Genomic DNA, 15,732 nt, shown 5'->3' on the forward strand with positions numbered 1-15,732 from the left:
GTACTATATTTATTTGAAGGGAGAGAACGCAATGGAACATCATACTTCTGTTCTATCACTTATGGTTGTCGTTGCAATCGCGTTTTTCGTTCCCCTTTTGTTACAACGCTTTAAATTAAAAGCACTTCCTGTGGTCGTTGCAGAAATTATTGCAGGAATCTTTGTAGGTAAAAGTGGGTTTAATATTATTGAGCCAGATATATGGCTTCAAGTTTTATCAACATTAGGATTTATCTTCCTCATGTTCTTAAGCGGTTTAGAAATTGATTTTTCTATCTTTAAACAAAAAGGGAAAAAAAATACGACAAACGAACCAAATACATTTCAGGCAGCAAGCATTATCTTCTTATTTATTTTCATCTTATCTTATGCCCTATCATTACTATTCGTATGGCTAGGATTCGTAGATAATGCAATGTTCATGACTTTAATTATTTCAACTATTTCTTTAGGTGTTGTTGTACCAACATTAAAAGAGAATAACTTAGGAAAAACAGCAATTGGGCAAATCATTTTATTAGTCGCTGTTATTGCGGATTTAGTTACAATGATTTTACTCGCTGTATTCGTCGGATTAAATTCCGAAAGCGGCCAAAGCATGTGGCTTCTTCTTCTTCTATTCGGCGCTGGTATTGTTATTTACTTCGTTGCAAAACGTTTTAAAAACATTCCATACTTAGATAGTTTAAAAGCTGGTAGTGTACAAATTGATACACGAGCTGTTTTTGCACTCATTTTAATCTTAGTTGGGTTATCGGAATCTGTTGGAGCAGAAAATATTTTAGGCGCCTTCTTAGCAGGTGTACTTGTATCGTTATTATCACCAAATGAAGATATGGTGGAAAAACTTGATTCTATCGGCTACGGTTTCTTCATCCCTATTTTCTTCGTAATGGTTGGTGTAAATCTAGAGGTGTGGTCTATTTTCAAAGAACCTTCTAGCATGCTAATGATCCCAATCTTAATTGTAGGACTCTTTATTTCAAAACTCTTACCATCACTCGTCTTAAGAAAATGGTATCCACGTAATATCGTACTTGGAAGTGCAATTTTATTAACATCGACACTTTCTTTAGTTATTGCGGCTGCACAAATTGGTGAAAAACTGGAGATCATCAGTCCAAGTTTATCTGCCTCTCTTATTTTAAGCGCAGTTATTACTTGTATTTTTGCACCTATATTGTTTAAAAAAATGTTCCCAAAAGTAGAAACACCAAAACCAAAAGTAGCTATTATTGGCGCGAGCAGAATTACCCTTCCGTTATCACTAGATTTAAAACGAGAAGATTATGACGTAACGCTATATATGATGCGTCAAAACAAAATAAATGATGAAGAAGCGAAATCGCACGACTTCCCTATCGTGAAATTGGATGACATCACAATCGCATCATTAACTGAACAAACAGCATTTGATGCAGATCGCGTCGTTGTTGCAACAAGTGATGATGAACAAAACTTATTATTGGCAGAACATGCAAAAGAGCTAGGTGTTGAACATGTTATTGCAAGTGTAGAAGATCCACTTCTACAAGAAAAAGCAACGCAAGAACATATCGCTGTATTCTCAACAATTAACTCTACACGTATTTTATTACGTGCGCTTATTGATAAACCTAGTCTCGTTCGCTTAATTACAACAGCAAACGAAACAGTCCGTGAAGTTGAACTACGGAGCAATAAATATAACGGCGTTGCACTTCGTCGCCTTCCGTTTTTAGGTGATGTACTAGTCATTCAAATTTATCGTGGAAATAAAGCATTAATCCCACATGGAGATACAAGACTACAACACGGTGATACATTACTTGTAACAGGCTCAAAAGAACATATCGATACACTAAAAAACATATTAGAATAAAAAAATGCCCCTCACATAATTGAGGGGCATTTTTTCCATTTCATATGGTAAAATGTTACTATCACATATTATGGGGATGGATTACATTATGTCTATTATAACTTTAGCTCTCTTATTATTAGCCGAAATACTCGTTGCCATTATTCTCATCGGTGTTAGTATTGAGATTTGTAGTTACGGATGGAAAAAATCGAATGGAATAAAATATTCTTGCCTCCTACTTTCACTCCTTCTTGGAACTGCTAGCATACTCGGACTTCTCGCCGCACCTGCCTATTTCTTTATACAATTAACAGAAAAAGCGTTATAAGAAAGGATGTTAATATGATTACCGTGAAAAATATTGAGGGATCTGAAACTTACGTATTACGTCAAAAAATTTTACGCCCCAATCAAACATTAGCAGATTGTAAATACCCTTCCGATTATGAAACAGACACCTTCCACTTAGGCGCATTTATAAACGATGAACTAATTAGTATCGCTTCCTTCTCAAAAGAAATATATCCCGACTTACCAACGGGTATTCATTATCGTCTACGAGGAATGGCAACATTACCTGCATTTCGAAACAACCGTGCTGGAAGCTCCTTAATTCAGAAGGCGGAACAAATCTTGCAAGAACGCCAAGCAAATATATTATGGTGTAATGGCCGAATTACTGTAGCTGACTATTACAAACACTTAGGCTTTCAGGAATATGGTGAAATCTTTGAAATTGAACCGATTGGCCTTCATAAAGTACTATATAAAAGAATATGAGAAAAGCTTTCCTCAATATGGGAAAGCCTTTCTTATATTTCAATCTTCTCTTTTTATTTTTTTCATATATATGTATATAAACAAACTTGGAACTAAAAAACAAGCAAACATAATAAGTCCTGTCATACTAATTTCCTTTATCGAAATATCTGGTGTTACAACGATACAAATAGCTAAAATCCCAATAATAATACCTACCGGAATGAATAATAGCTTCATAAAATAACGACGCGACACTCCGCCCGTATGCTCATACACTTCCACTGAATTTTTCAGATTTAAAAAGTTAATAATTATTATCCCGCCCATAAATACCATTAATAAATCCGAAACACTTTCATATCCTGCCCCTTGCAAGACATAGCGGTAAAAGACGATAGCTAGTATGACGATATTTTGTAAGATGAAAGCTAATCTAATATGTTTTAACCCTTCAATCATTAAACGTTCATCTTTCACGATTTTCATCCTACCACTCCTTTTCCTCCCAAAACAAATCATTCAACGTTTTATCTACTGCATAACAAATTTTTAAACATAAATCTAAAGATGGATTGTATTTCCCCTTCTCAATTAAACTAATCGTTTGCCTTGTAACGCCTACTTTTTCTGCTAATTGTTGCTGTGTTAAATCTAATTGAACACGCGCGACTTTTATTTTACTTACAGCCATTCATGTTCCTGCTACTAAAAATATAGACAAATGTATATTCTTAGAGTATTCCTGCTTCTACGTGCCCTGCCTCGCTAATCACTTGCTACTACAGTTTGCTGTGACACTTCACAGGCGTAAATTCCGATGTAGCCCACCGTACATATATACAATCTATTTACGTTATTATTGTATATTTTTTTGCTTGTAAAAGGTTGATTGACGCATTTAAATCTCTATCTATTACATTGCCACATTCACATGTATATACTCGGTCAGACAGCTTTAAATCCGACTTTTTTTGACCGCAACATGAACACATTTTAGAAGATGGATAGAATCTGTCCACTTGCCGTAGTTCAATTCCATATTCCCTACATTTCATTAATAACCATGTTTTAAAAGCATAAAAACATTGTTGCGCTACAGCTTTAGATAGATGTTTGTTCTTCATCATACCTTTCACATTCAAATCTTCTACTACAATAAACGTTGGCTTGGTTTTCACCACATCATTTACAATAGACTTTACATACGCTAATCGAATATTTGCTAGCCTAGCATGTAGTTGTTGCACCCTAAGAATATTTTTGTTTATATTCGCTCTTTTATTAGTAACAGGTTGTTCACCTCTCTTTCTTATATTTTCAAATTTGCGTGATAAAGAGCGTTGTTCACGTTTTAACCGTTTTTCTATCTTTTTTACTTGTACTGTTTTATTTATATTTTTGTGAGTTTTTCCATCGCTACGTACAGCGAAGTCTTTAATTCCCAAATCAATTCCTAGACCTACTGTATTGAGAGTTGCATTTGGTTTTACCTCTTTCACTTCACAGAGTATAGACACATAGTATCTTCCTGCTCTTTGATATACTGTACCACTTTTTACAGTTGTATTTTTTGAAATATATCCATACTCTTTTAACCTTATCCAACCAATTGTAGGGACTTTTACTCTATGTCTTTCTACTGTCCAATCTGTTTTGTTGTTTTTCGGAAAGTAGCACTTCACATCTTGCTTCTTCTTTTTTTTATATCGTGGAAACTTAGATAAACCTTTAAAAAACCGCTTAAAAGCTTTATCTCCATTCATAATCGCTTGTTTTACCGCTTTGCTCGACACTTCTTTAATCCACTGGTCACACTCTTTTGTATGAATGTTGTTTAACCATTTGGAAAAGTCATAACCACTAAGAAATTTCCCCTCCGACTCATATACCTCTTTATTTTTAGAGATATACAGGTTATATACATATCGACACACCCCAATAGTTTGACGGATTTTACTAATTTGTTCAGTTGTCGGTTTGATTTCTATTAAATATGCTCTTTTCATAAGTCTTCATCCTCCGACATTTTCTTTTTGTATTTTCTCAACCCATATATTCTACAGCTAAATACATGAATGATAGATATTAAATCCTGAACAAGTTCTTCTTGAATACCCATATATTTCTTATACTGTTCTTCTGTATAATATCTTCTTCCTTTTGGGTTTCGGTAAGCAGGTAAAACACCTTGATTGTCCCACCTTTGCAATGTCTTAACAGAGACATTAAGCATTTCTGAAAATTCTTTCGGTTTATATTGTTTCATAATTACTTTTCACTATATATGCCTACTTTTGTCTATGTTTTTGTTTACTGTTTCTTTCTCCTCCACCCTTATTATAATATATATTCCAATAAGTAATTTATATTTTACATTACTAATTTAAGTTTCACTTTATTATACACAAAAAAGGAGCCCCTCATAAGAAGCCCCCTCTCCTATATTATAAGAATAAATGACATCCAAATAAAATTGTAAATAAGTATAGTAACGGATGCACTTCCATCCCTTTCCCTTTCACAATTTTCAAGACTGGATACACTAAAAATCCAATTGCAATTCCATTCGCAATACTAGATGTTAACGGAATACCTATAAAAATTAAAAATGCTGGTAACGCATCTTCAAATTCATTCCAATTAATATCTCGAATGCTTTGTGCCATTAAACTACCTACTATAATTAATGAAGGAGCTGTAATAGCGGCTACACTTGATAAAGAAGCAATAACAGGACTAAAAAATGCCGTTATAATTGTTAGACCAACAACTACAATCCCTGTTAACCCAGTTTTACCACCTGCAGCAATACCTGCTGACGATTCAATCGTCGCTGCTGTTGGGCTTGTTCCAAAGATAGAACCTGTAGTCCCGCCAATTGCATCTGCAATAAACGCTTTACCAAAACGCTTCTCTGTATTGTCTGTAATTAAACCTGCTTGTTTAATTAAACCAAGTAATGCACCTGTTGTATCGAATAAAAGTACAAGTAAAAATGAAAATACAACGCCGTATAATCCGTATTCAATTACATTTGAAAAGGCATTGATTGGGTTTGAAACGATGATACCCTCTGGTAAATGAGGCATCGCCACAATTTTATCAGCAAACTTCAATTGCCCTGTAAAGAAGGCAATAATTCCTGTCACAATCATACTAATAAATAATGCACCGCTCACACGCAATGTCATTAATACCGCCGCTAATATTAAACCAATTAAAGTTAAAATAACAGCTGGAGAATGAAAATCACCAATCGTAACTAAATTAGACGGATGATCCACGATAATTCCAGAAAGGCGCAATCCAATAAAAGCAATAAATAGTCCAATTCCACCTGCAATTGCATGCTTTAAACTATCAGGAATTGCTAAAATTAACTTTTGCCTAAACGAAGTAAAAGATAATAAAAGAAAAATAATCCCCGTTACAAATACAGCTGAAAAGGCAACTACATATGTAATCCCTTCTGCCTTCTGTACAACAGAATAAGCAAAATATGCATTCATTCCCATAGCTGGAGCAATAACAATCGGGTAATTCGCGAAAATCGCCATACCTACTGTTCCAACAACGGTTGCAATAATTGTTGCTGTAAACGCTTGGTCAAATGGTACACCTGCATCAGATAATATTTTTGGATTGATGACAAGAATATACGCAAATGTAAAAAAAGTTGTGATGCCAGCTAAAAACTCTTGCTTCACAGAAGTGTTATATTTTTGTAATTGAAACATGCTTATGTACCCTTCCTACACCTGAATTATTATCACACATTCTTTTTCTTACTAGTATGTGAGAAAATATAATACTTAATCTTAACAATCAATAAAAAGAAGAGTCAATATATTCCCTAATAGTTAGAATTTTAAGTTTAAGTCTGACAAGTACAGATGTAGTACAGTTCATTATGATTATTTTTGTAGCATAACAGATAGAAATGTTTTATAATTTGAAATAGTTAAATATTTAGTAAACGCATTCAAATATCGTTCACTCTACAAGGGGGATTCTTCTTATGCAGCACACAAACAAATCTGGAACTTTAAATCGTGGTTTAAAAGAACGACATATTACTTTAATGTCACTGGGCTCAGCTATTGGCGTTGGGCTATTTTTAGGATCCGCTTCCGCCATTAAACTAGCAGGTCCTTCTATTTTGCTAGGCTATATGATTGCCGGTCTCGTTATTTTTTTCATTATGCGAGCGCTTGGGGAAATGGCAATTGAACAACCTGTTGCTGGTTCTTTTAGTAAATATGCATATGATTATATTGGACCACTCGCTGGTTATATTACTGGTTGGAATTACTGGTTCTTATGGGTTGTTACTTGTATGGCTGAAATTACAGCAGCTGGTATTTACATGCAGTACTGGTTCCCAGATATCCCGCGCTGGACTTGGGCATTACTTGCTCTATTATTAATGAGCGCTTTTAACTTCTTATCGGTAAAAGTATTTGGAGAACTTGAGTTTTGGTTTGCTCTCATTAAAATTGTCACAATTATCTGTATGATAGTAGTCGGAGCTGGTATTATTTTATTCGGATTCGGAAACGGTGGTATCGCTACTGGTATTTCAAATCTTTGGTCACATGGTGGCTGGTTCCCAAATGGATTTTCTGGGTTACTACTCTCCATGCAGATGGTACTATTCGCTTATTTAGGCGTTGAATTAATCGGTGTTACAGCTGGTGAGGCTCAAAATCCGAAGAAAACACTCGCAAAGGCAATCGATAACGTATTTTGGAGAATTCTACTCTTTTACGTTGGGGCATTATTCGTTATGATGGCAATTTATCCATGGAACGAACTTGGTGAGAAAGGCAGTCCATTCGTATTAACATTCCAACAAATTGGTATCGCAAAAGCAGCAGGTATTATTAACTTTGTCGTATTAACAGCAGCTCTTTCTTCTTGTAACGGTGGTTTATTTAGTACAGGCCGTATGCTATATACATTAGCTCAGCAGAAAAAAGCTCCTGAAAGATTTGGTCGTTTAAATAAAAATGGCATTCCAAGCCAAGGAATTGTAGCAACTGCTATCGTTTTACTAATTGGTGTTATATTAAACTATCTCGTACCTGCAAAGGTATTTACATGGCTTACTAGCATTTCAACTTTCGGTGCAATTTGGACTTGGGGAATTATATTAGTCGCTCAAATTAAATTCCGTAAAAGCTTGCCTACTCAAAATAAACAAAAGTTATCGTATAAAATGCCTTTATACCCATTAAGCTCATATTTCTCACTCGTTTTCCTTGTATTAGTATTAGGTATAATGGCGTATTCAGAAGATACACGAATTGCATTGATTGTCGGCCCAATTTGGCTTATCGGCTTAGCAATCGTATATTACATGAAAGGGTTTCATAAGATTGATGAAACACCTAACTCAAAAATTAGTTAAGCAAAACATCCCTTCCTTATTACTTGGAAGGGATGTTTTTATATCTATATAAATATTTCTCAACAAAATTCACGGTATTTTTACAATTTTTTAATATTTTTTATGTTTTCCGTCTTTATTTTTACAGAAAAATAAATTACATTATTAAAGCACATATATTTATTATTAGGGGGATTCTTCTATGAAGAATAAAAAATGGATTACATTTTCTTTAGCAACAGCAATTACACTAAGTATAGGGACCTCGTTCATATCGTCTACTTATGCCGAAAGCTCTGTAGACCCAGCTCCTGAAATTGCTGCAAAAGTTGTAAATCAAAACAATGGGAAGAAAGTATTATTCGATAATACACACGGTCAAACTGCTGGGACAGCTGACTGGGTTATTGACGGCGGCTTTTCTGACTTCGGAAACGGCATTGCAAAAAACGGATATCACGTAAAGGAACTTCGTAAATCAACACCTATTACGTACGAAGACTTAAAAGATTACAATGTATTTATCGTTCCAGAAGCTAATATTCCTTACAAAAAATCTGAGCAGGACGCTATGTTACAATATGTAAAAAATGGTGGTAGTATCTTCTTTATTGCTGATCATTACAATGCAGATCGTAATAAAAATCGCTGGGACTCTTCTGAAGTATTTAATGGATATAGACGCGGTGCTTGGGATAATCCAGCAAAAGGAATGTCTAATGAAGAAGCTAATTCACAAGCTATGCAAGGAGTAGAAAGCTCTGATTGGCTCTCTGACAACTTCGGTATTCGCTTCCGCTACAATGCACTTGGTGATGTTTCAGCGAAAACAATTGTATCGCCTGAACAATCTTTCGGAATTACAAAAGGTGTTTCGTCTGTAGCAATGCATGCTGGTTCTACTCTAGCAATTACAAACCCAAAACTAGCAAAAGGACTTGTTTACCTTCCAGAAAATCCATCAAAATGGAATAACGCTGTTGATAGTGGCGTTTATAATGGCGGTGGTATTGCAGAAGGCCCATATGCTGCTATCGCAAAAGTAGGACTTGGAAAAGCTGCCTTTATTGGTGACTCTTCTCCTGTTGAAGATGCTACGCCAAAATACGTTCGTGAAGATTCTGGCCAAACAAAGAAAACTTACGATGGTTATAAAGAAGAAAACGATGCGATTTTATTAGAAAACATCGTAAATTGGTTATCAAATAAAGAGACATTTACAAGTTTAGATCAAGTAAATGGTTTACAACTTGATTCACCTACAGCTCTACAAACATTTGAACAGCCAAGCTTATCAACAGAACCACAACCTGAACCTTGGAGTGCACCAAATGCAGGTTATCAATGGTTTAATACAAATACTTTTAAACCAGGTTCATACGGTTATAACGGTGCGGTAACAACAAGCGACTACGTCGTTACACACCCTAGCATTCTACCAAACAATGAAATTTTCCAAATGAAGATTCAAGTAAATAACTTACTACCTAATACAACGTATAACAACTATTCTTTAGGTATCTTCACTACTGGTGGAACACAAGTGGCTAAAGTACAAAATGCAAACGGCACTTGGCCATCTACTTTCGGATATAGTAGTGCATTTTCTTTCACAACAAACAGCTTAGGCTCTGCTGAGAAAGTTGTAAATGTACAGATTGATTCAAATACAACTGGACAAGCAACGCTTCGTCTACGCCAAAATACAACAACGAAATATAATGAAACTGTAACGATTAATAAGAAATAATAAAAAAGGCAATCCATACATGGATTGCCTTCTTCTCACTTCTCTTCCTTCGAGAAAAACATTCTTGAAATAACGATACCTATACTACCGACGATTAGGAATAACACTGCCCTAATCATCATCGATACCTCTGGTAAGTCAAGTAAGAATAACTTCCCTACCGTTACGACTAAAACGACTAAACCAGCATATAATATTTCATTCATATTTCTATTTCTTCCAAACCAAACCGCAAATAATGCATATACCATCCATAATAACGATACTGATACACTAATTACGCTTCCATCTGCAGATAAAACTTCACCGATTCTCGTAATTGTAATAAATACAATTATCATAAACCAATAGAGCACTATAGAATACATATATTTGCCGAAGCTCGCTAATACTTCTTTCGCTTCTCTCATGCAATAATAGAACGTTCCTATTAAAATAAGATGAGCAACAAAGCCTGCCGAAATAAATTGATCAAACGGGCTAAAAATAGTCTGTATCATTCCAATTGCGTAAACCGTCGCACTAACATACAATTTTATCTGTTGTTTTACTTTAATAGAAGTGACCATGCCGAGGAAACCTTGTAACAATAGTACAATCGCTGCATTCACTAAACTATACTCATATAAAATTGCTAAACTAAATGCTCCCATTGCGAAACCAAATAAGAGATTTGTAAATGTAGAATGTCTATTTTTCCTATATTCACATACGAACATAGCGGCATGCACGAGTGCACTAATAATTAATCCCCATGTTGTAAAATCAGGTATTTTTGAAATAGCTAGTATAAAGAACACTGCATTCGCACTAAATATCGCCAAACGTGGTTCTAGTATAAAACTTCTCTCCGTAAACATATGCCAAAATAATAGTAAATGAATCAAACCATATACAATCGTTAACTGTATTTGCAAGTTCTCTACTAACATTGACATAACAGCAAAGAAAACGAAAAGGACAATGGCAGCAACAGCGTAAGAAATCATATATAAGTATTTATAACGATTTTTCAACGCATACCATAATAAACTAAGTGTTAATACTGTCTCATATCCAAAGAAAATATAAGGATTAGGAGTCGTACTATTTAACAAGAATGGTACGAAGAACGCACCGACCGCTACGAAAATAGTGAGATATTCCGATTGATATCTTTTCGCTAAATAAATCCCTAAAATAACCCATGCAATATTACAGAGAAACGCGACACTTGCCGGAATAAATCCATATAAATAATGTGCTGCAAACGTCGTTAGAACAATCCCGGTAATACTTCCTCCAGCTAATACTAATCCTAACGCTTGCCGCTCTCTTTTAATTTGAATATCTCCTATATAATACAACCCGATAGATAATGCGATACCAAACACAATTCGTATCGCTGGTGTTAATAAACCAGCATCTACCCCTGCTTTAAATAACCAGATCACTCCAAGCAACATAATACCGACAAATACACGCGGTAACCACGTCTGACAAAACTTAATAATATTAAATGGCTCTGGTTTAAAAGCCGATATATCTACTTGTTTTAACTCAGGTTCTTGCAAAGGCTCTTTTATCTTAACTATTTCTTCTTTTGGCTTTTCCTCCATTACCGTTTCAATATATTCTTTCTTGTTCTTACTAACATGTTGCTGAGCGTTTTCTACTTCTATTTCCCTCTGCTTTACTTTTAATTCAGCAAGTGCTTCTTGAATTGTTTCAATTGCCGTTTCGAGTGCTTCTATTTTCTTATCCAAATCCTTCTTCATACGCTCCCCCCTTATTCGTAACTCTCATTGAACCTATATATTACCAATTATCTTTATCATACTCTTAGTCTATTCATTTTCAATAGTATTTTTCCAAAAAAAGAAAGGTGTCTTCCCAAAATAGGAAAACACCTTTTTACTCATTTATTCTTATTTAGAAAAATGCTAACGATAAAACCAAGACACATGCCTACAATAGCTGGAACAATCCACCCAACACCTTCTGTATAAAACGGGATGTATTTTAATGCTGACGTCCACTGATTCATCATTACATTTTTATTTAAAATGTCAATTGCACTAAATATCGCTACAACCAAAACAGTTACTGCATATACGTATGCATACTTTCCAATATACTGATGGAATAACCCTAGAATAATAAGCGTTAACGCAATTGGATAAATAAATCCAAGAATTGGTACTGATACTTTTAAAATTTGCGTTAACCCTAAATTAGCTAAAATCATACTAACAACGCTTACTATAAATGCCCACAATTTATAAGATACTTTCGGAAATGCACTCGCAAAAAATTGACTACAAGACGTAACAAGTCCAATTGAAACACATAAACACGCGATAGTAAAAATAAGACCTAATAAAACGACTCCGCCCTGTCCAAATAATGTAATCATAACTTGTGCTAACACTTTCGCACCGTTATCAAATGTTCCTAATGAGCCACTAATTGCCCCCACATATCCAAGGATGACATAAATAATAGATAATAATAGTCCTGCCCCAATTCCAGCAATACTCATATATTTCGCTAAACCTTTATCATCTTCAATACCCTTTGCACGTAATGCATTTGCAATAACAATTCCAAAAATTAAAGCAGCTAACGCATCCATTGTTAAATATCCATCTAAAAACCCTTGAAACATAGGAGCTTGGCCATAGTTCCCTATTGGTTCTTTCATATCTCCTACTGTTGTAAACATACTCTTTATAAAAATGAGTGCAATCATACATAATAATAATGGCGTCAAGACTTTTCCAAACAACCCCATTAATTTAGATGGGGATAAACTTAACCAGTAAACAATACTAAAGAAAATAACTGTGTAAAACAATAATAATCCGTTTCCTGCTTCAGGGAATAACTGACCTGGCCCCATTTCAAAAGCTAAACTTCCCGCACGGGGTATACCAAGCCCAGGTCCAATAAATACATACACGATACATGGAAAAATAATTGCAAATGAAGAATGAACCCTACCCGCTAACGTTTGAAAACTTCCTGCTTTTGCAATAGAGATAACACCTAATATAGGAAGACCTGTTGCTGATATAATAAACCCTACTAATGAAATCCAAACATGTTCTCCTGCTTCATACCCAAGGAAAGGTGGAAATATCAGATTCCCTGCTCCAAAGAACATAGAGAATAACATAAGGCTAATAAGTAAAATTTCTTTTTTCTGTAACAATTTCATTTCTTTCTCCTTCTTTAATTTCATCTTTTATGAAATCAATTTCACATATAAAAAAGTACAATAACCCGCTTCCTTACAAAGAAAACATAGTCCATAGTCTATCACAAAAGAAACACCCATTCTATAGCTATTCCTCTTTTCCAATTTCTTCTGAAAAATCAACCTTTATTGACTTATAATAGTTAATAAAGTAAAATATTAAATGTACAAAATTATTAACTTTGTTTTTGTTTGTGTCAGGAGGAAAATAACATGGAATCAGCGATACAACTAGAAAGAGAACAACAAAGAAAAAAGAAACATCCTCCAGGTTTATACTTACTCTTCTTTACAGAAATGTGGGAAAGATTTAGTTACTATGGATTACGAGGATTATTAACATTATATTTAACGACAGCTTTAGTAAGCGGTGGTCTTGGGTTTAGTCCCGCATGGGCACTCTCTATTTACGGATTTTATACTGGGGCCTGTTATTTCACACCAATGATTGGTGGATACTTAACAGACCGTTTTCTAGGTAGACGAAAAGCAATCACAATTGGTGGTATAACAATGGCAATCGGTAACCTTACACTATTTGCCTTGCAAAACCAATTAGGCCTATACCTCGGATTAGCGCTTATTATTATCGGTAACGGATTCTTCAAACCGAACATCTCTACACTGGTTGGAGAATTATACGAAGAGAACGATCCAAAACGTGATAGTGCATTTACCATTTTCTATATGGGTATTAACGTCGGTTCATTTTTAGCTCCACTCGTTTGCGGATTTTTATCAGAAAATTTATTCAAAACAACAGTTGATGGCGTTGTACATTACGGATTCCGTTACGGTTTCTTAGCCGCTTCAATCGGAATGATCATTGGACAAATTTTATTTACAACACTATCAAATCGCTTCCTTGGTAATATCGGTAAAAAACCAACTCGCGATTTACAAACAGCTGCTGGACAACCATCAGTAGGAGATACACCATTAACAAAAAAAGAAAAACAACGTACCGCAGTTATCGTCATTTTAACATGCTTCGTTGTCTTCTTCTGGGCTGGCTTTGAACAAGCTGGTAGCTCATTAACATTATATACAAACAAATTTGTAGACCGCTCTGTGTTCGGATGGGAAGTTCCAACATCTTGGTTCCAATCGGTCAATCCATTATTTATTATTTTACTTGCTCCAGTCATTTCTGCATTATGGGCAAAACTTGCAACTCGCAAGCAGGGTGATTTAAAAATCCCAACTAAAATGGGACTTGGTATGATTTTGCTCGGTATTGGTTATATCATTCTCGTTATCGCTACATTAAAAACAGGTAGTGATGAACATAACATTACAGAAAAAGCAAACTTACTGTTTATCGTCTTTACGTATCTTTTCCATACGTTAGGTGAGCTATTCTTATCACCTGTCGGACTATCAATGGTTAGTGCGCTTGCTCCGGTAAAATTAGCATCTTTACTAATGGGTGTATGGCTAGCAAGTTCAGGTATCGCCAACATTTTAGGCGGACAACTTGCAAGCTTCACAACTTCACTTGGATACGCTGAAGTATTCACAGTTATTGGCGCTGTGGCAATTGTACTAGGTTGTGTTTTATTATTAATTTCTAAGAAATTAGTGAAATGGATGGATTAAAAAAGATGAGGAATTTCTCCTCATCTTTTTTTATGCTGTTTTACCTTTTTCAATTGCTTGTTCGTACAGCTCTTTATGTTCTTTATATTCACTTGGTACGAAACTCTTATAGAAGAATGAGAACCAGCTGTCTCCCTTTTTATACCCTTCTTCTCGAATTTCCGCTGCTTTTTTATTCGATTTAAATCCTTCAGTAAACCATTTCTTTAACAATTCATTTCTTTCATACTTAGCAGGAACTTTTAAATCATAGTTTTCAAATGCATACTTATAGCCAGCCTTTTCTACTACCTTTTTTGTAGACTTATAGCCTTTTTCATACGCTGTTTCATATGCCTTCACGTATACTTCTTTCTCTCTATTTCCAGGATTCTTTTCAGCTAGTTCTTTCCCTGTCTTTTCCCCTAACTCAGCTTGCTCTTTTTCAATTTTTTCTGTTCTTTCTTTATTCCCTACTTTGAATCCGTCTGCAAAGTTTACCTTAAACTCTGGAGCAACTTGACTATCGTCCATCGTCTCTTGTGCTAACCCTTGTTCTTTTCCTTTTTCAAAATGCGTTTTCTTCTGCTCTTCTAAAGACCATACGGCTGCATAAGTCGCTTTAAACGCTTGTTTATATGCATCAGATTTTCCAGCTACATGCACTTCTGCATCATTTTTTCCTGCTTTAAAATCAGTTTCTCCATTCTTTTGACCTTCAAGTTGACCTTTTTCCATATCAGCTTGGCGCTGCGCTTCCTCTTGCTTACGTGCCTCTTCAGCTTTTCTTTGTTCCTCGGCTACACGTTGTCTCTCTTCTTCAGCTTTACGCTGTGCTTCTGCATTACGTTGTTTTTCCGCCTCGGTATTGCGCTGTGCTTCTGCTTGTCTCTCAGCTTCTACAGCACTATTATTATTCTGGCTAGGAGCTGGGCTCGTTGCGCCACTACTAGAAGCTGGTTTATTGTGATAATGATATTCCCCGTACTGTAATCCCCATTTCTCACAATTTGTACGACACGTATGTCCGCCATTAGCATCTGTACGCCCTGGATGTGCATAAGCTGAAATTGGAGCTACCAATAACGCTATACTCGTTGTTAAAAGAAGTTTCTTCACCTGTTGTCTCACTCTTGTTCCTCCCAAAATATAGAATCCTAACTTTATTATAC

At 35.2% G+C, this 15,732-nt stretch carries 14 protein-coding genes; 6 read left to right on the plus strand and 8 right to left on the minus strand.

What is annotated here, in order from left to right:
* The first annotated feature begins 31 nt into the window (after nucleotides 1-31).
* From ACUN13_RS22910 to ACUN13_RS22920, 3 genes are read left to right on the plus strand one after another with little or no spacing between them, the layout of a single operon-like run.
* Nucleotides 32-1,861, plus strand: a complete 1,830-nt coding sequence (locus tag ACUN13_RS22910; protein ID WP_000399965.1) for a monovalent cation:proton antiporter family protein — start codon at nucleotides 32-34, stop codon at nucleotides 1,859-1,861.
* A gap of 52 nt (nucleotides 1,862-1,913) precedes the next feature.
* The gene (locus ACUN13_RS22915) at nucleotides 1,914-2,171 is read left to right on the plus strand and encodes a DUF4022 family protein (protein WP_000926991.1); all 258 of its coding nucleotides are present in this window, start codon (nucleotides 1,914-1,916) and stop codon (nucleotides 2,169-2,171) included.
* Between the two features lie 14 nt (nucleotides 2,172-2,185).
* A complete protein-coding gene (locus ACUN13_RS22920) occupies nucleotides 2,186-2,623 on the plus strand; it encodes a GNAT family N-acetyltransferase (protein ID WP_000633767.1) in 438 nt (145 codons plus the stop codon).
* A 39-nt stretch (nucleotides 2,624-2,662) separates the two neighbouring features.
* Here the strand turns inward: ACUN13_RS22920 and ACUN13_RS22925 are convergent, their stop codons facing one another.
* The 5 genes from ACUN13_RS22925 to ACUN13_RS22945 all read right to left on the minus strand — a co-directional run bounded on the left by ACUN13_RS22925 (nucleotide 2,663) and on the right by ACUN13_RS22945 (nucleotide 6,342).
* Nucleotides 2,663-3,091 (minus strand): hypothetical protein, encoded by a 429-nt coding sequence (locus ACUN13_RS22925; protein ID WP_000706629.1) that lies wholly within the window; start codon nucleotides 3,089-3,091, stop codon nucleotides 2,663-2,665.
* A 1-nt stretch (nucleotide 3,092) separates the two neighbouring features.
* On the minus strand, nucleotides 3,093-3,296 hold the full coding sequence (locus ACUN13_RS22930) for a helix-turn-helix transcriptional regulator (protein WP_000301183.1): 204 nt from the start codon (nucleotides 3,294-3,296) through the stop codon (nucleotides 3,093-3,095).
* Nucleotides 3,297-3,453: 157 nt separating this feature from the next.
* Nucleotides 3,454-4,611, minus strand: coding sequence for an RNA-guided endonuclease TnpB family protein (locus ACUN13_RS22935; protein ID WP_025687755.1), 1,158 nt, complete (start codon nucleotides 4,609-4,611; stop codon nucleotides 3,454-3,456).
* Nucleotides 4,608-4,871: a MerR family transcriptional regulator gene (locus ACUN13_RS22940; protein ID WP_000816201.1), complete on the minus strand. Its 264-nt coding sequence runs from the start codon at nucleotides 4,869-4,871 to the stop codon at nucleotides 4,608-4,610. The genes ACUN13_RS22935 and ACUN13_RS22940 overlap by 4 nt, the downstream gene beginning before the upstream one ends.
* 178 nt (nucleotides 4,872-5,049) lie before the next feature.
* Nucleotides 5,050-6,342: an NCS2 family permease gene (locus ACUN13_RS22945; RefSeq protein ID WP_025687854.1), complete on the minus strand. Its 1,293-nt coding sequence runs from the start codon at nucleotides 6,340-6,342 to the stop codon at nucleotides 5,050-5,052.
* 281 nt (nucleotides 6,343-6,623) lie between these two features.
* On the opposite strand from ACUN13_RS22945, the gene ACUN13_RS22950 reads away from it, so the two are divergent.
* On the plus strand, nucleotides 6,624-8,015 hold the full coding sequence (locus ACUN13_RS22950; RefSeq protein WP_001164897.1) for an amino acid permease: 1,392 nt from the start codon (nucleotides 6,624-6,626) through the stop codon (nucleotides 8,013-8,015).
* Nucleotides 8,016-8,196: 181 nt separating this feature from the next.
* On the plus strand, nucleotides 8,197-9,744 hold the full coding sequence (locus ACUN13_RS22955) for a hypothetical protein (RefSeq protein WP_000791522.1): 1,548 nt from the start codon (nucleotides 8,197-8,199) through the stop codon (nucleotides 9,742-9,744).
* A gap of 35 nt (nucleotides 9,745-9,779) precedes the next feature.
* Here ACUN13_RS22955 and ACUN13_RS22960 read toward each other — a convergent pair whose 3' ends face one another.
* Both ACUN13_RS22960 and brnQ1 read right to left on the minus strand, forming a co-directional pair.
* Nucleotides 9,780-11,501 carry a DUF2339 domain-containing protein gene (locus ACUN13_RS22960; protein ID WP_000710919.1) on the minus strand — a complete coding sequence of 574 codons (1,722 nt, stop codon included), beginning with the start codon at nucleotides 11,499-11,501 and terminating at the stop codon, nucleotides 9,780-9,782.
* A gap of 140 nt (nucleotides 11,502-11,641) precedes the next feature.
* Nucleotides 11,642-12,943, minus strand: a complete 1,302-nt coding sequence (gene brnQ1, locus ACUN13_RS22965) for a branched-chain amino acid transport system II carrier protein BrnQ1 (protein WP_000771689.1) — start codon at nucleotides 12,941-12,943, stop codon at nucleotides 11,642-11,644.
* 252 nt (nucleotides 12,944-13,195) lie between these two features.
* On the opposite strand from brnQ1, the gene ACUN13_RS22970 reads away from it, so the two are divergent.
* A complete protein-coding gene (locus tag ACUN13_RS22970; protein WP_000443143.1) occupies nucleotides 13,196-14,581 on the plus strand; it encodes a peptide MFS transporter in 1,386 nt (461 codons plus the stop codon).
* Between the two features lie 30 nt (nucleotides 14,582-14,611).
* Here the strand turns inward: ACUN13_RS22970 and ACUN13_RS22975 are convergent, their stop codons facing one another.
* Nucleotides 14,612-15,691 carry a YHYH domain-containing protein gene (locus tag ACUN13_RS22975; protein WP_088345286.1) on the minus strand — a complete coding sequence of 360 codons (1,080 nt, stop codon included), beginning with the start codon at nucleotides 15,689-15,691 and terminating at the stop codon, nucleotides 14,612-14,614.
* Nucleotides 15,692-15,732: the final 41 nt, after the last annotated feature.

It is taken from the genome of Bacillus cereus group sp. Bce041, assembly GCF_052646455.1.